We start from the raw sequence: 22706 nt of genomic DNA on the forward strand, positions 1-22706 counted from the left end.
CATTCATAACCAATCTGCGCTTAGCGTTGTCGAGTCGGGCCGGACACAGAAATCAAAACCAGCGATTATCGATGGCAATCCACAGAGATCCAATGCCCAAGATCTAATCTACGGCATTGTTCATGCTTCGTTCGGCCTTAGCGTACGATTTCGGACTGCTCTTGTTCTGACCCCTATATGACTTTTGCGCCAGAGCCAGGCCGCACAGATGCCGAACGCAACTGCGTTTCCAACATTCGCCCCGGAGGGCTCGACTCGAGCTGGCGGCACTCAAGCTGGCTTGGCTTACGGACAACGCTTTGCGCGCCAGGATGAGCGGCGTGCGACTGAAGGATGATAGCGAGGTCGCGTTGCATGCAACTAATCGGATCAGCAAAGGCGTCTAGACCCTTTGCCTGAATCTGCGAGGTCGCTCATCGCACAACAACAGATGGTTTTTACCGACGCCTTCTCAGTCCGCGATTCCACGGCCTTTTGCGTATGAAGGACTGAACCGAAACAATCCGGCTTGCGAGAGCGGCCTGAGGGATGGCCGCAGGTAGATACGGCTCTTGAAAGATATTGGACTCACGACCCTGTCATCGTATCCAGCGCAAATCAGGAAAAACGTTTCCTATCAATATATCAGTGAATATGTGCACGGATAAAACTCATCTATTCCTCAGGATGCACGGTGTCACCCCCTGCCAAAGTCATTTGTGGAAGTTTTGCGACAAATAATTGTGATACATATCATGGATTTACCGGATAATTCGGCTGGAGCAACCCCTCAGGACACTGATCCCGACCGAGAGCACCGCTTTCCGATCCGTCGAAAATCTTTGGGTTTCAAGCCACTACAACTGGGAAGTACAATTGCGCATTCCTGCCGTAGGCCTTGCGCGGCCCTCGTGACGAACGGCGACCTAAGAGCCGACATGGCTAAAACGTCACACCGGGACATTAAAATCGACCTCAGATTGTGAGACCTGTCAGCCTGCATTCTCGCCATTCTGAAGCTTGTACCCGAGCCACTGATGCATCAGCAACGTTCCGGCCAAAAGTGAACCGCCGTCCTCTACAACACCGCCACTCAGAGAGGTGACGAGGGCTCCCGTTTCCTGAGCGAGAAGCTTGCCAGCGGCGTAATCGTAGTGGCTAAGTCCGTCTTCGAAATATCCATCGAGCCTGCCCGCAGCGACATAGGCAAGATCGAGTGCAGCCGAGCCAAGCCGCCGCACACCTGCTGCCTCGTTGGTGATGGCGTCCAACGCGTTGAAGAATCTGCTGCGTTCGATTGCTTTTAACTGTCCTCTGATAGGCATGGAAAGGGAGACAATCGCCTCTTCGGGCCGCTTTTCTTCTAATCGGTTCAGTTCTTTGCCGTTAAGCTGGGCTCCCCTCTCCCGAATGGCCGTGAACATCTCGTCGCGCAATGGGTCAAGGACGACACCTAGCAGTTCGCCGTCGTCGTCGCACAAGGCGATGCTGACAGCAAAAAAAGGAACTCCCCACAGGAAATTGCTGGTCCCATCGAGTGGGTCCACCACCCAACGGTATTTCGCATCGGTCTGACGTGCGCCGGTTTCTTCACCGACAAAGCCAAAGCTATCGCCTGCACCTCCAAGCACGGCTGCAATTGCTTCCTCAGCAGCCAGATCGGCTTGGGATGCGTAATCTCCAAGTCCCTTTCGCTGTACCGAATTGCGTGGCACATCACCGAACTGCTTCCTTAATTCAGCGCCTCCCGCGAGGGCGGCAGACGATGCGAGCAGCATCAATTCGTCAAGCGACAGATCCGTCATCAATCATGCTCCTGCAGGTAGGAAGGTCACGGTCTCGAAATTCACGCCGACACGCGAACCCAGATCAAGTGCGTGTCGTGTTTCCACCGAGAGGGCCGCACCGTTCTCAAGTCGGAGGCTTTGCGTCCAGGCCTTTCCCATAAAGCGGCGATCTTCCACTCTCGCATCGAAAAGAGCGCTCCCGCTTTGGCTTATCATCACCTGTTCAGGACGGACGACCAGCGTGCCTTTGCCACTGTGGCCCCTTGCTGCGCCAAGCAGCCTCGATCCGTCCGCCATCCGGAAGCCAGTCTCGTCAAATTCTCCCTCCAGAAAATTCGCGCTACCGACGAATTCGGCAACGAAACGGTTCGCCGGTCGCGAATAGATGGTTTCAGGATCTGCAAGCTGTTGCACGATGCCATTCTGCATGACCGCGATCCGGTCCGACATTTCCAGAGCTTCCTCCTGATCATGCGTCACATAGATGGCTGTCAGGCCAAGCCTTTTCTGCAAATTGCGCAGTTCACGGCGAAGAGCCACGCGAAGACGGGCGTCGAGGTTCGACATTGGCTCATCCATGAGAAGTAGCGGCGGATTGATGACGAGCGCACGCGCTAGCGCGATGCGTTGCTGCATGCCCCCACTCATTTCTGCGGGAAACCGCTTTTCGACGCCGTGCAGTTCGACCTGTTCCAACGCGGCTCGCACCCTTTCAGCTGCCTCGCCCTTGGGAACTTTGCGCAGCTTCAGCCCGTATGCGACATTGTCGAAGACGGTCTGGTTGGGCCAGAGTGCATAGTTCTGAAAGACGAAGCCGATATTCCTGTCCCAGGCGGCAAGCGAGGTTACGTTATGTCCATTGAACAGGATCCTCCCGCCATCGATGGGATGGAAACCTGCGATGGCCCGCAAAAGCGTCGTCTTGCCACAGCCGGATGGCCCTAGCAGCGTGAAAAATTCGCCTGGTTTGATTGTTAGGCTTATGTCTTTCAGAACCGCGTGATTGCCAAAGGTCTTTGAGACAGCGTCGATGACGACCTCGCAGCCGTTAACGGGAGCTTTGGACGAGAAGTTTTCAACCACCGGATTTTCCTCGAATTTGGCCGTAGCGGACAATGAAATAGAGAGGGATGTAAATGATCAGCATCAGGAGGATTGTCTGTGCTGCGGACACACCGAAATCGGCATCGACCAACGTGTTCTCGAAGATTACCGCTGTCATTGGTTTCCACGGCGGACGATAGAGAACGATGGTGGACGACAGCTCAGTGACGATGTGAAGGAAGGTGAGCGTCGCACCGGTTATCGCACCCGCAAGCACCAGAGGTGCGGTTATGGTGAGAAACACGCGGAAGGGACGAGCTCCAAGACTAATCGCGGCCTCTTCGAGTGCCGGGTGAACGCGTCTCAGGGCTGCTTCTGACGCCTTGACCGTAAAGGGCAGGTTACGAATGAGATAGGCAAGGACGAGGATGAACCAAGTGCCTGTCAGTTGAACTGGCGCTTTGTTGAACATCATGATGAGACCGATGCCAAGCACCGTCCCGGGAATGACGTAGGGCATCATCACGGTAAGACTGAGAAGGGGTGCGATGACCCGATAACGCTTACGTATGATCACGTAGGCAATCCCTAGTCCGATCGCTGTTGCCGCCAACGTTCCGGCAATGCCGAGCGACAAGGTCACCCAAGCTGGCCCCATCCCGGTTCGCCACATGGTGGTGTAGTTTGCCAGGGTAAAGTCCGCCCTTGGCAGCCCGACCCGCCATTCCATAAAGCTGGAAGCAAGCACCGTCAGGTGAGGCGTGAATGCCATGAGCAGGGCAATGCTAATTGCCCCAAGGACAAGGGTATGGCCAAGAGGCGATAGCGGCTTACGGCCCAACGCCCGCGACGAAACCACGGCAAAACCACGTCGCGCCAGATAGATTTGCTGCGCCATGAGAAAAAGGCTCGAAAGGGTGATGAGCACCATCGATCCTGTCGCCGCAAGAGCGGGATTGCGTCCCGCTTCGCTAAGGAACGACGTGTAAATTAGAACCGGCAGCGCGTTTACGTCTAAACCGATAATGCGCGGCGTTCCAAAGTCGGATAGGGCTGCCATCATAGCCAAGTAGAGACCGGTGATGATGCCGGGGAGTGCCAGCGGAATTTCTACCGTTACACGCACACGAGGCGGCTTAGCGCCAAGGCTTTCCGCCGCCTCGATATGACCGGCGTCCAAACTCTGAAATGAGCTGTGACTGAGCAGAAAGATGATTGGAAAGACCAGCCAGGTGATGACCCAGATGACGCCATGCAAGCCGACGATCGAGACATCGAGGCCAAGATAGTTGGTAAGGACACCATTTCGCCCAAGGAGCAAGCGCCACGCATATGCCCCCAGGAACGGCGGAGACACCGACGCCATAGTGACAAGAAAGACAATTGCCGTGCTTCCCGCTACACGGTAACGCGCAACAAGATAGGCAAGCGAAACACCGACCAAAGAGGCAAGGGCGGTGGACGTTAACGCAATTACCAGGCTGTTCACCGTGGCGGAAAGGGTTTCTGAGCGAGTGAAGAACTCGATGTAGTGAATCGGAGAGAGCGACAACGCCTTGTTTTCGAAGGTGATGTAGGCGTTTGCGGCATGTGACAGAAGTACCGTGCTCGGCCCCTGTGGCTGAAGGTCCAAAGGTGCCGGGGCTGTTGTGGCAAAAAGCCCGCGCGGCGCTTGCTGAAGCAGCGTGAACCGAGCCGAGCCCAGATCGATTTCAAGTACCCCTGCCTCGTCTTTAGCAACCGAGATCGGTTCTTGCGAAGAGAGGCGCAGTGTTCGGTCATCCTGAACGTCGACATTCAGGCTGTCAGTCGAACTCAGCGAAATCGCAAGGCCGTCAGAAAGTTTGGCCACGCTGTATCGGGCGGTCATTTCCGGCACGGGTTGCAAGCCGTCTTTGTTGTGCAGAAGAGTAAAACGGCCGCCCTCCTCCAGAAGGGAGGCCGCCATGAGGCGAACTTGCGGCACGATAATCGTCACGGCGCAAAGCATGAGCGCGACGATTGAAAAGATCAGCCAATTGTCGCGCAGCACCTTCATTTCCCGCGAAGCTCCTGGAAGCGAGCAACAACCACGGGGCGCGGATCGACAGCGGACACGATCGTGAGGGCAGACATTTCAGGCAGGGCGGTCGGGGGCGTTACATCCTTGCGTGCGGAACGTCGAACTGTGGCATCTCGAACGATTTCGTGCGCTGTTTTGCTGCCGAGGAAATCGATGAAGCTCTTGGCATCATCTATGTGCTGAGCGCCTTTGACAATGGCCTGAGCATCGATCTGACCAGTGACCGCGTCGCTTGGATAGACGATATCGATTGGCAGGCCCTGGGCCTTCCACTTGGCACCGAGATCTTCGTTGATCCAGCCGACTGCCGCTTCTCCGTCGCGGACGGCGTTGAATGCGTCATCGGAACCTGGCGCAATGCGCGCACCTTTGGCCATCTGGCCAACGAATTCCCAACCGAAATTTCCCGCAAGGGCCGAGAGGACGATATAGCCCGTACCGGATTTCGCGGGGTCTGGAATGATCAGACCACCCTCCTTTGAGAAATCATGTGAAACGAGATCTTTTTGCGTCTTCGGTATAAAGCCGGCCTCGACCCGCTTGGTGCTGACGATCAACGGCTGAAGGAGGACAGTGAACGGATGCCAGATGTGATTGGGATCGTTGGTCACCATGTCGGCGTCCGACTTGCTTTCGTATGCTTGGAAGAGCGCTGAATTTTCCTCGAAGGTCTGTGTCGGTCCGCCCCACATCACGTCCGCCGAGGAGCTGCCACCTTCGGCACGCAGGCGCTCGATGAGTTCTCCCGTCCCACCGCGCACGACGGTTACCTTGACGTCCGGATTAGCCTTGGTGAACGCATCGAGAATGGGAGCAGATGTTGCCTCCCCATGAGCAGTGTAGACGACAAGCTCTCGAGCATTCGCAACACCGAAAAATGATGCCGACGCCAATGCGCCTGCTATAATCTGCCGCAACGTCCATTTCAGCATGACTGTGTTCCCTTTTTTAGTCACTGAGAAGAAGGCGACTTATTAATTCCATTGAGTGGATTAAAAATCAAGCCGCGATTTCCGGATAGTTGTGTGGTTTATGCTACAAAATTATGACGTCCGTTACCCGTCATACCTCAATAGCCCGACTTGACGGCGATTAAAGGCCCTGATAAATTCCATTTAACAGATTAAATAGGATTTCGCACCCATGAGCCTGATGGGCAGCAATCACACATATTCGGGCCGCTACAATCGTCGCTTGGTTTTCGATCTCATCCGTTCTGCTGACGGCATCAGCCGACGGGACCTTGTTGAGGTGACGGGGCTGAAGCCTCAGACGATGTCGAATATATGCAAGGATTTGATCGACCGGTCTCTTGTGGTTGAATCCATTCAACAGGAGGGCGCGCGTGGCGCCCCGCAAAAAAGATTGCAAGTCCGCGCAGAGGCAGGTTGCTGCCTGGGCATCCATGTGGATCGCGACGGGTTGCTGGGCATCGTCTGTGACATAACAGGACAAGAACTGGGACGCGAAACTGCATCGGCCTCGCTCGAAGATCCGTCCGATACTATCCGCGCCATCGCCGATATGACGCAGCGCCTGCGTTCGGTTGCGGCAGGTCGCCCTGCTTGGGGTATCGGTATCGCTATGCCAACGCTGCAGGAAGCCGAATTCGAGCATCCTGTCGGCCCGCCCGGTTGGGACGCTTGGAGCCGGATACCCGTGGCGGAGGCTATCGAAGATTCATGCGGCCTTCCAACGATCATCGAGAATGATGCCACAGCCGCCGCGGTTGCCGAATTGAGGGCAGGCAGAGCGTCGGGACTGACCCACTACGTTCATATTTTCGTCGGGCACGGACTTGGCGCCGGCATCATCAACGACAGCATGCCGCTTCAGGGATTTTGGAATAATGCTGGAGAAATCGGACTCCTGACATGGCCCGCTGAGCTCGCCAATCCGGAAGCCGATGGGCAGACGCCATTCTCTGTCGACGAGCTTGCGGCGATGCTATCTTGCGAAAGCAAGGAGATCGCAAAGCCTGGCGCGTTGGAGCGACTTTACGCTCAACGTAACAGTGTGTTGATGCGATGGCTCGATCTCAATTCCAGGCGCCTGCGCTTACTGGTTTCGCTGCTTGAGAACATCGTTGACCCGCAAACGATCGTGGTCGGAGGGCATTTTCCGTCAGCCCTCAACAATTCCCTGATTGACCGGGCCTATCCCCTTTTGCCATCTGTCAGCGCCCGAAGTCACCGGGATGTTCCCCGGCTGTGCGCTGGTGCACTCGGTCCGGAAGCCGCCGCCATCGGTGCGGCCATGCTGCCCGTGATGGCCCATGGCAGCCCGGACTTTAGGCGACTCTCATCCATGCGAGGTCGCAGCCAGACCATGGATTTTGAAAGACGTTTCGATCGCGTTGCCGGCGCACCAACGGATGACAACGCAGCCTCCTGATTTACTCATATCTCGCCAACAGGACTAGAAAAATGAAAATTGCAGTCGCCGGGCTTGGCTTTCGGCTTGCCAATGTCATCGCTTCCTTCCGCAGAGCCTGCCCAAGTCTCGAGATCGTCGGCCTCCTGGACCCCGACCCTGCTGGACTGCCGACCATTCTTTCTTCTGGCCTGCCTGAACCACGACGCTTCGAGACAATCGAGCTGATGCTGACGCAGACACGGCCTGATCTCCTTATGGTAGGTTCGCCGAATGTTTTTCACCTGGACCACATCACCGCAGGACTGCGTGCAGGCGTACGGGTCTTTACCGAAAAACCGGTCGTGATCGATGAAGACCAGACAATGAACATGGCGCGCCTGCTCGCTGAATACGGCAATGAGAGTGTTATGGTTGGGCTCGTTCTGCGGTATTCCACTCTTTATCGGGATTTGCGCGCAGCGCAGGCTCAAGGTCACATCGGCGCCATCACATCAATCGAAGCATCCGAGCATATCGCGCCGTACCACGGAGCATTCTTCATGCGGGATTGGCGACGGCATACGCGGTATGCTGGCCCGTTCATTCTGGAAAAATGCTGTCACGACATCGACCTTTACGGCAGCGTCGTGGGGCAGCGCGCCATGGCCGTTGCCAGCTTCGGAGGTCGTAAGTCTTTCGTTGCGGAAAACCGGCCTGATCAGTTCTCGGCGTTTCAACAGCAGGAGTTGTACAAAAAGCCAAGCGGCTGGCTGGGGAGCGACGCCGTATTCGAGAGCGATGGCGATATTATCGACTATCAGACCGCCATTGTCGAATATCAGGGTGGAGCGACCATGGCGTTTCATACCAATCTTAATGTTCCGGATCAGTTCCGCCGCTTCTGCGTGATCGGAAGCAAGGGAATGGCAGAGGGCGATTTCATCCGTAATCGCTTCGAAGTTCATTCGGCTATAACAGGCGAAAAGCTTGTCGAGCGGCGGTACGAGGGGCATGAGAGCGATCACTATGGCGCTGATGATCAGATGGCTTTGGATATCTACAGGCATCTGACCGAGGCGACTCCGCTTCCCGTCAATATCGTTGCGGCTCTGGAAGCGGGACTCGTGGCAATCAAGCTCGAGGAGGCACGCCGCAGCCGGCGCACCATCGAGCTGGCCGAGACCTGGCAGCGTTTCGATGACGCGCTTCATACTCCTCTGGCCGCAGCGTGAGGCCACACTCATGAACATGCCAGCGTCATCATCACCTGTTATCATCCGGAACGCCCAACCCTCCGACGAAATGGCGATCCTCGATATCTGCGTGCGCACGTCAGACAGCGGGCAGGACGGATCACGACACTATACGGACCCAAGACTTCCCGGGTTTCTATGGGCGCTGCCTTATGTGCGCTTCTGCCCAGAAAATGCGTTCGTGCTGACAAACCGTGGCGTCGTCATGGGCTATTGTGTCGCGACACCCGACACGACGGCTTACGAAGATTGGCTCGAGGCAGCATGGTGGCCTTCCTTGAAAGAGGAGCTTCGCGATTTTTCGGCGCGGACGGAAGAGGATGAGAAGGTTCTTGCTCATATCCAAACGGTGTCGAGGACGCCAATTCATGTGACGCGACCCTACCCTTCCCATCTACACATCAATCTTTTGCCTGAGATTCAAAATGGCGGTCATGGGTCGTCGCTGCTGCGACATCAACTGAACTCGTTGACAAAGTCCGGAGTAGAAGGCGTCCATCTGGGGGTGAATCAGCACAACGAAAAAGTTGCCGCATTTTACTCTAAATTCGGCTTCACGGAAATCGACCGGACTCCCTCTATCCTGATGGCGAAGCGGCTGGTTGAGTAAATCACTCAAAGCAGGTCGCGACGCCAAAAGTCGCTCTTCACGATGTAATGCACTCTGTTTTCCTTACCCACACGTCTCAGATAACCCAAACCTTCTCCAAAAGATTCCCTGTTCGGGGATGCGGACGGCAAAACAGGCTCCAAAGAAACGCTGCCAGGTAACGTTTTCTGCTCGTGATGGGATACGAACCGCTGCAACCGCAACAAACCGACACGCGTGTCGACCACCGTCAATTCACCACCATTTGAAACCAGGTATCAAGGAATTTGCTGCGTTTGATGACATCGCGGAACACGAGGAGCTGCGGACCGAGCTCTATAAGCTGAAGACTCTCTGCGGCTTTGAAATCGGCGGGGTAGCTGAACCCCGCTGCCGACAGAGCGGGCGCGCTCTCTACCGAATGCAGTGCGTGGAGAACGATGCGCGCGCCGCGAAGGTTTACTGCATTCTTAGGGATAAGTACGGTCCACGGCACCGCGAGCATGTAATCCTGTGGCACGACGATCTCCACGTTCTCTGGCATTGGCGGAGCGGCCTGCAGAGCGGACAAGGGGACATTGTACAACGCGTCGACCTCGCCAGCCCGGAACGCCGCCAGAAGATCCTCGGTCGTGTCATAGATCCTGGCGTTTGAGCTGCCGACCGCCCGCATCAATCGCCAGTAAAGAGAAGTCCGGATGGAATCCTGCGAGGCCAGCAGGTAGCTGACATCATCAATACCGATATTAACGATACCAACTCGGTGGGAGAAGCGGCTTGTGTTCTGTTCCAGCGCTCGCACGAGTTCGATCCGCGTCCGCGGCAGGCGATCTAGAAACGCCTCTCGTCTCAGGACGATGACCGCGGGGTCGGACCATAAACCGAAGACCTCATGACGCCACTGAACATCCATGGCGTTACCGCTCGGCTCGGTCTTGACCGCGTAGCCTTCATTCGCGACTGAGACGGCGATATCCGGTGAAGAAAAAAGAGCAATGTCGAACGGCGCGGGAGCACGCTTTGCCTCCGCGGCGATTTGTGCAGAAGAGAGTCGGACGTAAGACAGCTGCGATCCCGGCACGCGGCTCTCGATCACTGCAATCAAAGGCGCAATCCGTTCTTCAGACACGACACCGGCAATGCGGACGGCTCTGTCCTGTGCCTGCACGGTCATTGGCACAAGGCTGCCAATCAACAACAGGCAAAACAGCGCGCTACGAGCAACGTTAGACATCTTGGCCCTGCCCTCCAGCAAACATTGGCAGCACGACCTCGACGACAAGACCACCACCGACACGGTCCGCAACGGAAATACGTCCGCCGAAGGCCACGACCACATCCTTTGCGATGGCGAGGCCAAGGCCCGATCCTGTCCGTCGCGCACCACCGCGAACAAACCTCTGGAAGATCTTGCCCTTTTCCGCGTCCGGTATACCCGGTCCACGGTCCATAACCTTTAAGGTTGCCGAACCATCCACCGCCTCCAATTGTACTGTCGTTGGACCAGCCGCGTGGATAAGGGCGTTTTCTATTATGTTCCGAACCATTTCGCGTAACGCCACCGGTTCTGCGTCAACTAATACAGGAGCATCATGTGTTACGAGCGTGAGGGATTGTATCTGGCTGGCATAGGCACTTTCCGCGCGTAGCATCTGCATTGCATTTTTGATGGCATTGCTGAAATCGACTATCTCGCGTTCCTGCGTCTCCAATCGGTGCAATGTTGTTGCTTCGGAAAGCAGCATGTTCGCCAACAGTCCGGCTTCACGCGCATTGTGATGGATGCGCGACAGACGGCGGCGTGTTTGCGGATCTTCCGCTTCTTCGAGCCCGACCTCGGCCTGCGCCTGAATAGCAGCAAGCGGTGTCCGCAGTTGATGCGCGGCGTCCGCAGTAACCCGTTTCACACCATCCAAAACCGAACCCAAGCGGTCCATAAAGTCATTCAACGCCGAGACCAACGCTGAAACTTCGACTGGAACTTCCCGGTCGATCCGGCTGAGATCGGACGGGCGCCGTGCCCGCAGATTACTTTCGATAAGACGAAGTGGCGAAAAGGCCGATCGTACCGAAACGAGGATCAGACCACCGGCCAACAGTGCAATGGTGACCGCTGGCAACATGCCGTTTAATGTCAATTGTCCGGCCAGTTCCCGTCGCGCCTCGCGGGTTTCAGCCACCATCACACCGATCCAACCGCCCGTCCCCGTCACCGTATCGGCGCGGTATCGCTGCACCGAGGCTATACGCACGGCATCACCGCGATACATCGCATCATGTAGGTGCAGGGCCTCTTCATTGGCAAGCGGAATGTCGAGGCCAAGAATAGGTGAACCGGTCACTAAGCTGCCATCCGGGGCTGTCACCCGGTAAAATACTCGGTTGAGGCGCGAGGTCCCGAGAATGGCAAACGCGGAATAAGGAATATCGACCGTAACGTCACCTTCCTCGATGCCAACAGTGTCGGCAATGGCAAGTGCAGAGGCCGTTAACACGCGGTCAAACGCCTCATCGGCTGACCGCCTTGCATAGGCGCGGACCGTCAAGGCAAGCACACTGCCAATCACCATAAACAGACAGATCGTTGTGATGAGCAGACGTCGCTCAATCGACAAGCGCGCCATCAGCTTGCCGCATCGGTCTTGCTGCGCAGCATGTAACCCACACCACGATGGGTAACGATCTCGACATCAACGGCCTCAAGCTTTTTACGTACACGCGATACCAACAGCTCGATGGCATTGGGTGTGCCCACATCATCATGGCCGAACAATTTCAGATAGAGCTTATTTTTGCTAACTGTATTGCCCGCTTGCGTGGCGAGCACCTCAAGAAACTCGAATTCGCGACGCCCGAACTCCAGCGGGCTTCCATCCAGGCTGGCTGCCCGCGAATTAAGATCAATCTCCAGCCCACCAATGCGAATGATCGACTTGGCAAGTCCCTTATGGCGGCGCGTGACCGCCCTTAACCGCGCCTCAAGTTCACCGAGGTCAAACGGTTTGACAATGTAGTCGTCGGCGCCAAGATCAAGCAGGCTGATCTTGTCATCAAGCTGGTTTCTGGCCGTAATCACCAGCACCGGGGTCGGTGAATTCTTGTCGCGCACATGCGCCATGACCTGGAAACCGCTCCGCCCCGGCAAGTTGATATCAAGCACCACAACATCAAATTCGCCATGGATCGCTAATTCCTCGCCAGATATACCGTCTTGCGCCCATGTCACATGGTGTCCAGCCCGCATCAGCTTGGATTCAATCGCTTCGGCAATGTCGACGGAATCTTCTATGAGAAGGATGCGCATGAGGTTGACAGGACTCTGACAGTAAATTCGGTATAGCTGTCATCCTATAGCAAGGGTTTTGTTGACGCGAGACGGCAAAATCCTTCGGGAGGAGAAAATGAATTACCACGGCGCCCTTGTGGCATGCTGCATGCTGATTGCTTTCATGTTGACCGATAGTGCGGTTGCAAGCGCAGCCCCGTGCGATCAGCGCGCAGAGCTTGATCAGGCCTATTGCGACGCCGATGGCGACCTCGTTGCCGACCGTCCGACCGACCCGTCGAAATTGCGCAATCCCGATACACTTGTCTGGGCTTTCGCACCGATCGAGGATCCCGCGGTTTATGCGCGGTTGTTCCGCCCGTTCACAAAACACCTTTCCACCTGCCTTGACCGCCAAATCGTCTATTACCCTGTGCAATCCGTCTCGGCGGAAATTGCCGCGATGCGCTCTGGCCGCCTGCATTTTGCTGGCTTTTCTACTGGCCCAACAGTCGAGGCGGTCAACATGGCTGGCGCTGTGCCTTTTGCCGCCAAAGGGCAAAACGGTGAGGTTCGCGGTTATCACCTCGTCGCAATTGTACGCGCAGATTCCCCTTACCGACATCTGGCAGACTTGAAGGGCAAACGTGTCGCCCATGTCGCTGTTGCGTCTAATTCCGGCAACCTCGCGCCCCGCGCGTTATTTCCCGCCGAAGGTCTTGTGCCGGATACCGACTATCGCCCGATCATGTCCGGCGCTCATGACAAATCGGTAATGGGCGTACTGTCAGGCGATTACGATATGGCAGCGGTCGCCTCCGACGTCCTGCAGCGCCTGGTGGACCGAGGGTCAATTGATAAGGCGGCCATTCGGGTCATCTATCAAAGCCCGCTGTTTCCAACAGCCGCCTTTACCCATGCTCATGATCTTGATCCCTTGCTCGCGGACAAGCTGAAAGCATGTTTCTTTTCATTCCGGTTTCCACCGGAAATGACTGCCGCCTTCAACGGTGACGAGCAGTTCTTGCCAGTCCGATATGACGAGGCCTGGCGAGCCGTCCGTGCGGTGACCAACGCGGTGGGCACCTTACCGGACTGACGTCGGAACAACACCGTTCAAACCCCAGAAAGTGATCCCATGACCCTGCAAACAACTTTGCCGGAGGACCCTTTGCGCCCTCAACCGGCCTGGAAAAGGCTCTTTTTTCTGTTGCGCGTGAACAGCGCAGACCCGACGCTGTTACTGGCGCTGCTGCTGCTGGTCGTCTTCGGTTATCTTATCCTCGCCCCGGTCCTGCTGCTTTTGGTCGATGCGGTGACGGTTCATTTCGCTGATCTCGCACGCACCCGGCAAGAACTTGGCGATCTAACGCTCTATTACCTGAACCGTGTGCTTCTTTCGCCAATTTCGCGCGATCTCTTCTGGTGGCCGCTTGCACATACCGCGATCATTTCGGCTGCAGCCATCGTCATAGCATTTCTGGTGGGTGCACCGATTGGCTGGCTGCTGAGCCGAACGGATTTGATGTGCAAGAAATGGTTCTCCACTGCGCTGCTCGTGCCTTACATGCTGCCATCCTGGACATTCGCACTTGCCTGGCTGACGCTTTTCAAGAACCGTACGACCGGTGGTCAACCCGGTTGGATGGAGACACTTGGATTCACACCCCCGGATTGGCTCGCCTATGGTGCGCTGCCAATTTCACTCATTCTGGCGCTCCATTACGCACCCTTCGTCATCCTGCTTTTTGGCAATGCGCTCAAGCAGTTCGACACGCAACTGGAAGATTCCGCGCGCAGTCTTGGCGCGAGCCCTGCCGTTGTCGCTCGCCGAATTATCCTGCCGCTGATGATGCCATCGCTAGTCTCGGCCACGACACTGATTTTCGCCAAATGTCTGGGTGATTTCGGCGTTGCCTACGTACTCGGCGTCCCCATCGGTTTCGATGTACTCGCAACCTCGCTGTTCCGCGCAATCTCCACCAGCCAAGCCGGTGCATCTGCAGTCCTTGCAGGCATGATCGTGTTACTGGGAGCAATCTCCATCATCATCGACATGCGGCTTTTGAAAGAAGCCAAACGTTTCGTGACCATTGGCTCCAAGGGCTCGATGGTTCGTAAGACACCGCTCGGCAAATGGCAAATTCCGGCACTCACCTGGGCATTCACAGTCTTTTCCATCAGCGCCGCCATTCCGCTTATCGCTCTGACGCTGACGACTGTCATGCGTGTGCCTGGCTCGTTCAGCATCGATAACTTCACGCTTGATTACTGGATTGGTACAGACCTTGGCACGACCGCGCTGCATCAGGGTATTTTGCTAACAGGTGAATTCTGGCTGGCTCTGTGGAACACCGTTTGGATGGTCGGTCTTGCAGCGACAGGCGCCGGCCTGCTTGGCCTTCTGGTCGGTTACGCCGTGGTTCGTTCACCGCTGCCCTTCGTGTCGGTGGCACTGCGGCAGATCACCTTTCTGCCCTATCTGGTGCCTGGCATAGCATTCGCAGCCGCATATCTTTCGATGTTCGCCGTCGCCCGTCCACCACTACCCGCACTCTACGGCACACCCATCATCCTCGTCCTTGCCATTCTGGCAGACCAGATGCCATTCGCCTCGCGCGCCGGTATCTCCTCGATGATGCAGCTTGGTCGCGAGCCGGAGGAGGCTGGCCAGATTGTCGGCGCCGGCTGGTTCCGTCGCATGCGCTCGATCGTTCTGCCAATCCAGCGTGGGGCACTCGTTTCGGCAATCCTGCTGCCGTTCATATCTGGAATCAAGGGCCTCAGCCTCGTGGTGGTTCTCGCCGTTCCCGGCACAGATCTGCTCACGACCTACGCAATCCGCCTCGTCGACTACGGCTACAGCCAGGCTGCCAATGCAGTGGTTGTGATGCTCTGCATCGTCGCCTTCACAGGCACGATGCTCGTCCAGACAATCGGCAAGGCCAATCTTTCAGAAGGCATGGGAAGCAAATAATGTCCAGCATTACTCTAGAAAACATTCGCAAAAGCTATGGTCGCAGCGGGCCTGCCGCGATCGGGAATCTCAATATGGAAATCGGTGCATCCGAGTTCCTTTGCCTGCTCGGCCCGTCCGGTTGCGGAAAAACAACGACACTGCGCATGATCGCAGGCCTTGAGCATCCTACCGACGGTCGCATTCTTGTGGATAGCAAGCCTATCGTCTCCGTTGGTGACGGCGTTTTCACCGTGCCTGAAAAACGCAATATGGGACTGGTCTTCCAGAACTACGCGCTGTGGCCGCACATGACGATCCGCGACAACGTTGCCTTCGGCCTGACATTACGGTCAATACCTGCAGACGAACGCAACGCCATCGTTGATCAGGTCATGACGAAACTGGGCATCGCACGATATGCGGATCGGTACCCGGCACAGCTTTCGGGCGGTCAGCAACAACGCGTTGCCCTGGCCCGCATGCTGGCGTTGAAACCTTCGATCATTCTGCTCGACGAGCCACTGTCAAACCTTGATGCCAAGCTGCGTCTGGAAATGCGTGCGGAGCTCAAGCGAATCCACGCGGAAGCCGGTTCAACCATCGTTTTTGTTACCCATGACCAGTGGGAGGCAATGACACTCGCCACCACCATCGCTGTCATGAGTGAGGGGGAGTTGCAGCAAATCGGCACGCCTGACGATATTTATGAGCGTCCGGCCAACCGCTTTGTCGCCGAATTCGTCGGCAGCCTTCCCATCAACATCATTGAGCGAGCCGAAGGTCAGACCGGCCCGCTGCAAGTCTGGCTGAATGGCGTTCTCTCGCATTTCAGCCTCGACGGCGCGGCAGTCGCTTCGGCCGGTATCAGGCCGGAAGCTACACGGGTTGCTGTCCTGTCTCCTGAAGAGGCCAGCCGCTGCGCGGCCGGACAAGGCACCATCGTTGATGTCGTTCCGACCGGCGGGAGCTGGATCGTCGAACTCGATGTCGAGGGAGCCAGCTTCTTCGCCATAGCAACCGAAAACCCGCACATCGCCGCAGGCGAGCGCATCCATTTCTGGGTCGAACAACAGCACCTGCATCTGTTCGACCAGGAGAAGAAACGTATCGTCCGCTAACGGGGATGCGAAATCAAAGGCAGTGGAGGAAAACTATGCCTAACACATCAATCTACATGCTGGCTGGCGCTTCCGTTCTTGCAATGGGCCTCTCAAACGCCCTGGCACAGGACGTCAAAGAAATCGGCATTCCCGATAGCGAATATTCGTTGGAGGCGCTGGTTGAGGCGGCCAAAAAAGAACAGCCGATCACCGTGATCGACGCCACCGGCAAGATCGTATCGATGGCTGACAATTTCTCGAAGATCTACGGTCTGAAAGCAACCGGCGTTAAGATGAACGGCCAAGAACAGGAGCAGGTTATCGCCCGCGAAGCTGCTGCCGGAAACGTGCGCACCGACGTCTTCAACATGAGCAACCTGCCATCGGTGGCAAGCCAAATCCTGCCGCAGGGTTTTGGCGTATCCTGGTTGGCGCCCGATCTTAAGGATAAGATCCCAGAGCAATATCAGAGCCCGGCGATCACCAGCAACAACCCCTGGGTTTTTGCCTATAACACCGACGTCAACGGTGAGACCTGCCCGGTCGATAATCTGTGGGCGCTGACAACTGAGGAGTGGAAGGGCCGTGTTGCCATTCCAGACCCTCTGCTTCGCAACGAAACGATGTTCTGGTTCAACCAGCTGGCAACCCATGGCGATGACGCAATGCGTGAGGCCTACAAGGCGCAGTTTGGCGAAGATCTGAAGACCGATGAGGCAAGTGCAACAGCCGAGTGGGTCAAGCGCCTTGCCCAGAACAAACCGAAGGTTACCAAGAGCGATACGGATGTTGGCCCGATTGTCGGCGCCAAGGAAGAAAAACCACCGGTTGGCTTCCTCAGCGCCGCGATCTTCCGTGATGCGAAGAAAGACGGTTATGGCATGGGCATCTGCAAAGAATTGAAGCCCTGGATCGGCCAGCTTACACCACGCGTTGCCGTCATTGCAGCCGGAACCAAAAGCCCGAACACTGCCAAGCTCTTCGCGCGCTTCATGATGACTGAAGAGGGTATGGCGCCGCAGCTCGGTGACGGAAAGATTTCCACCAACACCGAAGCCAGGATGCCCGAAAGCGAAGTTTCCGGCATCGTGAACTTCGTTGACCGACTATACGTCAACCACTCCGAGACCACCCGAGACGACTTTGCCAAGCTGCAGGATTGGCAGGATTTCTGGCTGAGCAACTCACGATAAACATAGTTCCCCACGCCTCGCGGCGTGGGGAAAACTACAAACGTATTTACAATCGCCTTGACAGGATTCGAGCCGACGACCCAGTCTTCATTAGCTCCTCCGTGAGAGATTATCCACGCAAGGCAGCAGCTTGCAGTGACCGATCTGTATATTGCGAAAATACTGGACAAACCTATTCTCGACAGGCTTGCAGAGGTGAAAGAGTAGTATAAGCGCCCTCAGGACGAAGTACCAAAGTTCAAACGCTCCGCCACTCTCGCGCCAGATTTATACCACGCGCAAAGCGAGCATGGTCTTCCACATCGACTGATCCATTAGGTGTGAATATCTCGACATCGTTTCGCGCGGCTACCAAGTCGATGCCGCACAGCTCTGCGAGACCGAGCGCCGTGAATTCGTGCATCGCGGGCACGCGAATTCTCCGATTGCTGGCTGCGGCTAGGAAGCCGGCGAAATATCGACTCTTCGACAAGCCACCGTCTATCGAGATCGTGTCGCCAATCGGTGCTACAGCCTGCGCCGCTTCAATTAGCTGAACGGTCAACAAAGCTATACCTTCAAGCAGTGCGCGCACCATATCGCCCCGCTCTGTTGCATGATCCATGCCAATGAAGAGTGGTGCAGCCCTCCTATCCCAATAGGGCGCGGCAAGGCCGGACAATGCCGGCACGAAGGCAAGGCCACGACGTATAGCCGATGGCCCCTCGAAACCGTCGAGTTCGGAATTGTCGGCGTAGAGGCCGATCTTTCGCGCCCATTCGAGTGCAGCGCCGGCATCATAAATCCCGCCCTCGATAGCAAGCACGGCGGCGGCTCCTTGCTTCTGCCATGCAATGGTCGGGAGAAGTTCGCCCGTCAACGGGCGCTGGTTGCCAGTGACCGCGAGAAGGAAAGCCCCTGTGCCAAAGGTTATCTTACATTCCCCCCGCCTGCGGCAACCGTGTCCATAAAGCGCTGCCTGCTGATCGACGATGGAAACGCGGACAGGCGTTCCCGCAATCGCACCAAAGCCGCCATCAACACTGCCGATTGCGGGAAGGCAGTCCATTGGAACATCGTGCAGCGCGCATAGTGTCGGGCTCCAGGCCCCGCTTGCCAGATCGAGCAGTCCCGTTCGAGAGGCCGTTGCCAGGTCGGTGCAGAAACATCCCGTCAGCCGATCCAGAAAGAAGGCGTCGGTAGTACCGAGCCGCAGCCGTCCTGCTGCGCGCGCCTCAGCCACCGCAGAATTGTTCTTGAGCAGCCACGACAGTTTGCTCGCGGTAAAATATGGATCAAGAGGTAGTCCGCAGATTTGTCTAGATAGTTCCGCAGCCGAATGCGGTAAAGCGGCCAGAGCCTGTGCGGTGCGGGCATCCTGCCAGACAATCACCGGAGACAGCGCCTCGCCGCTTTCGGCATCCCACGCAAGGCAACTCTCGCCTTGATTGGCGATCGCTATCGCATCGACGGGCCCGGCCGCCGCTAGCACCTCGCGGATGTTGCGCAACAATTCTTCCGGATCCTGCTCTACATAGCCGGGAGCCGGATATGATTGCGCGTGGCGCAGGCTCGAAGCGACATCAACAATCCCGTCTTCGCTTATCACGAGGCATCGGGTCGATGTCGTTCCCTGATCGATCGCAGCAACGCGCATCAATTCGTCTCCAGAAAGTGAAAAGCAATCGCGCCTGCTTCAGCCACTGCGCGAGGTATCGGCACGCACACACGGCGTTCGGGTAGCCACACGCCGCTCTTGCTCCATACGTCTCTGCCGTCAAGATGGAGCGAAAGTCGCCCTTGGACACGTCTGGTGAAGCGCAACTGAAAATCACGAAAAGGCGGTTCGTCTAATCCCGGCTGCCTCACCATGGCAGGCACCGCGAATTTTATTGGTTCTGCGAAAGTGACCAGCACCGCCCGCGTATAGCAGGATTCATGGGCAAGATCGTCCGCAACGGCAGCACCCACGCGGCGGCCTTCGCGAAACGACCAGCCGCCCGTTTCCACGGCCCGCAAGACGTTTCCGCCAGCGAAAAAGATCGGGTTGGCCATCCGGCCGTCCTGGTCGATCAAAGGTCCCTCGCTGCCCGCCGCCACATCAACCGGGGATGCATTCAAAAGCGCTGCCTCCGGCGTGAATTGCCCGGTGAGCAACACTCCATCGCATGCGACGGTCATGATACGACTATCCGACAGACGGATGTCCGCCTCCTCGACGCGCCCGCGCCCGCGTATATCCACAAGCGTCGCATTGCACAGGAAGGGGATGCCGACCAATCGTGGAAACAACCGGAAAAGCGGACGCGCCAACGGCTGCGGCTCCTGCTCGATCATCGCTACCGGGCGCGCCCCATGCGTGAGACAGGTAAGCAGCGCGGAAAAGGAAACCAGTTCCGACCCAATGATGAGGGGCCGGCGAAAGGGCATGATGCCGTGAAAAGCGATATAGGATTGCAGCGTGCCTGTCGTCACAACCCCCACCGGCCGGTCGCCCGGCAAGAGCCGCACCGAGCGTGGTTTTTCACGCGCGCCCGTTGCGAGCACGATGCGTCGGCCCTTGAACCTCTCTACGCCACGCGCCGATGTCACCAGCAGTATACCATCCTGCCCCATTTCCACTACGGAATGCCCGGTGCGGATATCGACACCGGCAGCCTGCGCCTGCCGCTGCAGACGCCGCGCATAGGCCGGGCCGAAATAGATGCGTCCGAATTCGCGCATGCCGAAAGGCGAATGTGTGCAATGGCGGGGTGCGCCGCCAAGCGCCGCCTCGCGTTCAAGTATGGTCACGCGTGCAACGCCACGTTCCTTCAGCGCCAGCGCTGCCGCGACACCCGCCGGGCCACCGCCGACGATGATGACATCGGCAACCGCATCGTTGTCCCTCGTCTCATGAAAAGGCTCTCCTGCGCTCATCGGCCATCTCCCATAGGGACGGCAAGCGGTACGGCCAGACGGTTGCCCGTCATCGCCGCCAAGCGGGCATTGCAGTAGAAACCCTGACACCGCCCCATGCCGGCACGGGTGCGCCGCCGCAGGCCGCCGAAATCACCTGGCGGCACGGGACTGGAAAACGTCGCGTCGATCTCCCGGCGGGTCACAAGCTCGCAATGGCAGATAATTTCGCCATGATCGGCGCGCTGCCAGTCCCGCTCGCAGGTTTCGCTGAGATTTGGCATCGTCACGTCAGGCACCGCGGCAGGGGGTGAAAAATGCGTGCCAAAACCTTCGTGAAGGGCAACGGCATGCTGCGCTAGGCCGAGCGCCGCGCTGAGCCCCGTGGACCGCACCCCGCCAAGCGTGATCGCGCGCCGGTCCGGCCGGGCGGAAATCCGGTAATGTTTCTTGTCCGATGCCGGGCGCAGGCCGGCATAGACGGCGGTCACGGAGACGGAGGCGAGTGCCGGAACAATGGCACTGCCGCGTGCGAGCAGCGCCTCAAGCGCCGCCGTTTCCACCGTCGCACGCTCGCGGTAATCCTGCTCCTCCGCTGTGGGGCCAATGAGAACGTTGCCAAAGGCGGTTGGGCAAACGACGACGCCCTTGGTGATTTCGGTGGGAACGGGCAGGACGATGCGCGGCACGTGCCGGCGGGCTGCCTTGTCCAGAACGACGAATTGGCCCTTGCGAGGCTTGATGGTGAAGTCGGGGCTGAGACCCAGCCGCGCATCGACAATATCGCCGTATAGCCCCGCCGCATTGACGATGCTTGCGGCACGGATCGGACCTGCCGTCGTCTCTATCCGCCATTCGCCATCAAACACACCGGACAGTACCTCGGCATTGCGCACCAGCTGCGCGCCAAGGGCCACCGCCTGCGTTAGATAACTGAGCGGCGCTGACCAGGGATCGATGACGTGTTCACCGGGAACTTCGAGTGCTGCGACAAGCTGGCCGGACAAGCCGGGCATGGTATCCTTAGCCTGCCGGACCGTGAGCAGACCGAGCTCGGCAATGCCGTTGCGCCGCCCCTGCTCAGCAATCGCCTCCAGACTTTGCGCCTCATCGGCATTCCAGGCACATACCAAGGCGCCGGTTTCAACGAGAGTGAGGCCCATCTGGCCATGAATGGACAGATATTCTGCCCGACCCGCCTTCACCAATTCCAGTTCCAGACTGCCCTCCGGCGCATCGAAGCCGGTATGGAGGATAGCGCTATTGGCCTTCGATGCTCCGGACAAGATATCGGCACCCTTTTCGATGACAACAACCTTCGCACCTGCCAGCGCAAAACGGCGGGCAACCGCGCAGCCGATTACGCCCGCGCCGATGATGGCGATGTCGAACGCTTTGGAGGGATAGGGGTCCATGGGCTTGCCTTTATTGTCGTGGTTCGAAAGCGAAACCAACAGGTGCGACGGACAGGGCCGATGCACCTTGCCGGTTCTTGGCTCTGGAGGAGATTCGCCGTGTTTCAATCGGGCAGAGCCGTCACCGGCTTTTCGAACTCCACCAGCGTCACGCCGCTCGTCTCCTGCTGGAACATGGCGCTGATCAGGGTCATGATCTTGCCTGCCGCTTCAATGGGCGGCACGCCACCATCGCGAATATTGGAAATGCAGTTGCGTCGAGAATCCGGCAGCCCGGTCTCCGGTCCGAAGGTGACATAGGCGCCGAGACTATCGGCCGCCGAAAGGCCCGGTCGCTCACCGATGAGGATCAGCGCCACCTTCGCGCGCAGTGCCGCGCCCACATCATCGGCCAGCGCCACCCGCGCCTGTATGGCAAGAAGGATCGGCGCAACCGTCAATCCGTTGCTTGCAAGCGCCTCAAGCAATGCCTTTGCGACCGGCACCGCGTTCGTCTCGACCGCCGTTGCGGAAAGCCCGTCAGCGATCACCAGTGCAACATCCGCCCCCTTGGCCTGCCCGTCGAGCGCAAGGCGGCCCTTGTCTGACAGGGAGCGGCCGAGATCGGGCCGGCGCAGGTAATCCGCACGATCCCTGGCACGGCTTGCGATATGCACGACATCCGCACCGCAGGCACGCAGCTCGTGCTCCACCTTATCGATATCCAGCGGACGCCACACGGCCTGACGCGCCTGGGCATGATCCAGCAGAAACGCCTGCACTGCCCGCGTGGGTGGGCTTGCACCGGTGCGGCCGAGCGCCACGCGCGCTTCGGTTGCCGCGCGCAGG

At 57.6% G+C, this 22706-nt stretch carries 19 protein-coding genes; 8 read left to right on the forward strand and 11 right to left on the reverse strand.

The annotated features are described in order from the left end of the window. Positions 1 to 177 precede the first annotated feature (177 nt). Positions 178 to 315, forward strand: coding sequence for an ethanolamine ammonia-lyase light chain EutC (locus tag ACUTJJ_RS19170; RefSeq protein ID WP_445543105.1), 138 nt, complete (start codon positions 178 to 180; stop codon positions 313 to 315). Positions 316 to 971: 656 nt separating this feature from the next. On the opposite strand, the gene ACUTJJ_RS19175 is transcribed toward ACUTJJ_RS19170, so the two are convergent. Genes ACUTJJ_RS19175 through ACUTJJ_RS19190 form a run of 4 tightly spaced genes read right to left on the reverse strand, consistent with a single transcriptional unit; the run spans position 972 to position 5804 of the window. Then, entirely contained in the window at positions 972 to 1784 is an 813-nt protein-coding gene (locus ACUTJJ_RS19175; protein ID WP_445543106.1) for an inositol monophosphatase family protein, read from the reverse strand. A 3-nt stretch (positions 1785 to 1787) separates the two neighbouring features. Further along, positions 1788 to 2849, reverse strand: a complete 1062-nt coding sequence (locus tag ACUTJJ_RS19180; RefSeq protein ID WP_445543107.1) for an ABC transporter ATP-binding protein — start codon at positions 2847 to 2849, stop codon at positions 1788 to 1790. After that, complete coding sequence (locus tag ACUTJJ_RS19185; RefSeq protein ID WP_445543108.1) at positions 2842 to 4848, reverse strand: ABC transporter permease; 2007 nt, start codon at positions 4846 to 4848, stop codon at positions 2842 to 2844. Before ACUTJJ_RS19185 ends, ACUTJJ_RS19180 begins: the two co-directional genes overlap by 8 nt. After that, positions 4845 to 5804, reverse strand: a complete 960-nt coding sequence (locus tag ACUTJJ_RS19190) for an extracellular solute-binding protein (RefSeq protein ID WP_445543109.1) — start codon at positions 5802 to 5804, stop codon at positions 4845 to 4847. The genes ACUTJJ_RS19185 and ACUTJJ_RS19190 overlap by 4 nt, the downstream gene beginning before the upstream one ends. Positions 5805 to 6015: 211 nt before the next feature. Between ACUTJJ_RS19190 and ACUTJJ_RS19195 the strand changes: the two genes are divergently transcribed. Genes ACUTJJ_RS19195 through ACUTJJ_RS19205 form a run of 3 tightly spaced genes read left to right on the forward strand, consistent with a single transcriptional unit; the run spans position 6016 to position 9090 of the window. After that, positions 6016 to 7266 carry an ROK family protein gene (locus ACUTJJ_RS19195; RefSeq protein WP_445543110.1) on the forward strand — a complete coding sequence of 417 codons (1251 nt, stop codon included), beginning with the start codon at positions 6016 to 6018 and terminating at the stop codon, positions 7264 to 7266. A gap of 32 nt (positions 7267 to 7298) precedes the next feature. Continuing rightward, entirely contained in the window at positions 7299 to 8459 is a 1161-nt protein-coding gene (locus ACUTJJ_RS19200; protein ID WP_445543111.1) for a Gfo/Idh/MocA family protein, read from the forward strand. 10 nt (positions 8460 to 8469) lie between these two features. Continuing rightward, entirely contained in the window at positions 8470 to 9090 is a 621-nt protein-coding gene (locus tag ACUTJJ_RS19205) for a GNAT family N-acetyltransferase (protein WP_445543112.1), read from the forward strand. 229 nt (positions 9091 to 9319) lie between these two features. Here ACUTJJ_RS19205 and ACUTJJ_RS19210 read toward each other — a convergent pair whose 3' ends face one another. The 3 genes from ACUTJJ_RS19210 to ACUTJJ_RS19220 are packed head-to-tail and all read right to left on the reverse strand — an operon-like array spanning position 9320 to position 12373. Beyond that, positions 9320 to 10303 carry an ABC transporter substrate-binding protein gene (locus ACUTJJ_RS19210; RefSeq protein ID WP_445543113.1) on the reverse strand — a complete coding sequence of 328 codons (984 nt, stop codon included), beginning with the start codon at positions 10301 to 10303 and terminating at the stop codon, positions 9320 to 9322. Then, positions 10296 to 11693 carry a sensor histidine kinase gene (locus ACUTJJ_RS19215; RefSeq protein ID WP_445543114.1) on the reverse strand — a complete coding sequence of 466 codons (1398 nt, stop codon included), beginning with the start codon at positions 11691 to 11693 and terminating at the stop codon, positions 10296 to 10298. Before ACUTJJ_RS19215 ends, ACUTJJ_RS19210 begins: the two co-directional genes overlap by 8 nt. Then, positions 11693 to 12373: a response regulator transcription factor gene (locus ACUTJJ_RS19220; protein WP_445543115.1), complete on the reverse strand. Its 681-nt coding sequence runs from the start codon at positions 12371 to 12373 to the stop codon at positions 11693 to 11695. Before ACUTJJ_RS19220 ends, ACUTJJ_RS19215 begins: the two co-directional genes overlap by 1 nt. Positions 12374 to 12470: 97 nt before the next feature. Between ACUTJJ_RS19220 and phnD the strand changes: the two genes are divergently transcribed. The 4 genes from phnD to ACUTJJ_RS19240 are packed head-to-tail and all read left to right on the forward strand — an operon-like array spanning position 12471 to position 17586. Further along, on the forward strand, positions 12471 to 13433 hold the full coding sequence (phnD, locus tag ACUTJJ_RS19225; protein WP_445543116.1) for a phosphate/phosphite/phosphonate ABC transporter substrate-binding protein: 963 nt from the start codon (positions 12471 to 12473) through the stop codon (positions 13431 to 13433). 39 nt (positions 13434 to 13472) lie between these two features. Then, a complete protein-coding gene (locus ACUTJJ_RS19230; protein WP_445543117.1) occupies positions 13473 to 15311 on the forward strand; it encodes an ABC transporter permease in 1839 nt (612 codons plus the stop codon). After that, positions 15311 to 16411 (forward strand): ABC transporter ATP-binding protein, encoded by a 1101-nt coding sequence (locus ACUTJJ_RS19235; protein ID WP_445543118.1) that lies wholly within the window; start codon positions 15311 to 15313, stop codon positions 16409 to 16411. Before ACUTJJ_RS19230 ends, ACUTJJ_RS19235 begins: the two co-directional genes overlap by 1 nt. 35 nt (positions 16412 to 16446) lie before the next feature. Next, positions 16447 to 17586 (forward strand): ABC transporter substrate-binding protein, encoded by a 1140-nt coding sequence (locus ACUTJJ_RS19240; protein WP_445543119.1) that lies wholly within the window; start codon positions 16447 to 16449, stop codon positions 17584 to 17586. A 238-nt stretch (positions 17587 to 17824) separates the two neighbouring features. Here the strand turns inward: ACUTJJ_RS19240 and ACUTJJ_RS19245 are convergent, their stop codons facing one another. The 4 genes from ACUTJJ_RS19245 to eutC all read right to left on the reverse strand — a co-directional run bounded on the left by ACUTJJ_RS19245 (position 17825) and on the right by eutC (position 22705). Beyond that, positions 17825 to 19222: an FGGY family carbohydrate kinase gene (locus tag ACUTJJ_RS19245; protein WP_445543120.1), complete on the reverse strand. Its 1398-nt coding sequence runs from the start codon at positions 19220 to 19222 to the stop codon at positions 17825 to 17827. Then, a complete protein-coding gene (locus ACUTJJ_RS19250; RefSeq protein WP_445543121.1) occupies positions 19222 to 20484 on the reverse strand; it encodes an FAD-dependent oxidoreductase in 1263 nt (420 codons plus the stop codon). The genes ACUTJJ_RS19245 and ACUTJJ_RS19250 overlap by 1 nt, the downstream gene beginning before the upstream one ends. Further along, the gene (locus tag ACUTJJ_RS19255; RefSeq protein ID WP_445543122.1) at positions 20481 to 21878 is read right to left on the reverse strand and encodes an NAD(P)/FAD-dependent oxidoreductase; all 1398 of its coding nucleotides are present in this window, start codon (positions 21876 to 21878) and stop codon (positions 20481 to 20483) included. The genes ACUTJJ_RS19250 and ACUTJJ_RS19255 overlap by 4 nt, the downstream gene beginning before the upstream one ends. A 104-nt stretch (positions 21879 to 21982) precedes the next feature. Next, positions 21983 to 22705 carry an ethanolamine ammonia-lyase subunit EutC gene (eutC, locus tag ACUTJJ_RS19260; protein ID WP_445543123.1) on the reverse strand — a complete coding sequence of 241 codons (723 nt, stop codon included), beginning with the start codon at positions 22703 to 22705 and terminating at the stop codon, positions 21983 to 21985. Position 22706: the final 1 nt, after the last annotated feature.

It is taken from the genome of Agrobacterium sp. DKPNP3 (assembly GCF_052686535.1).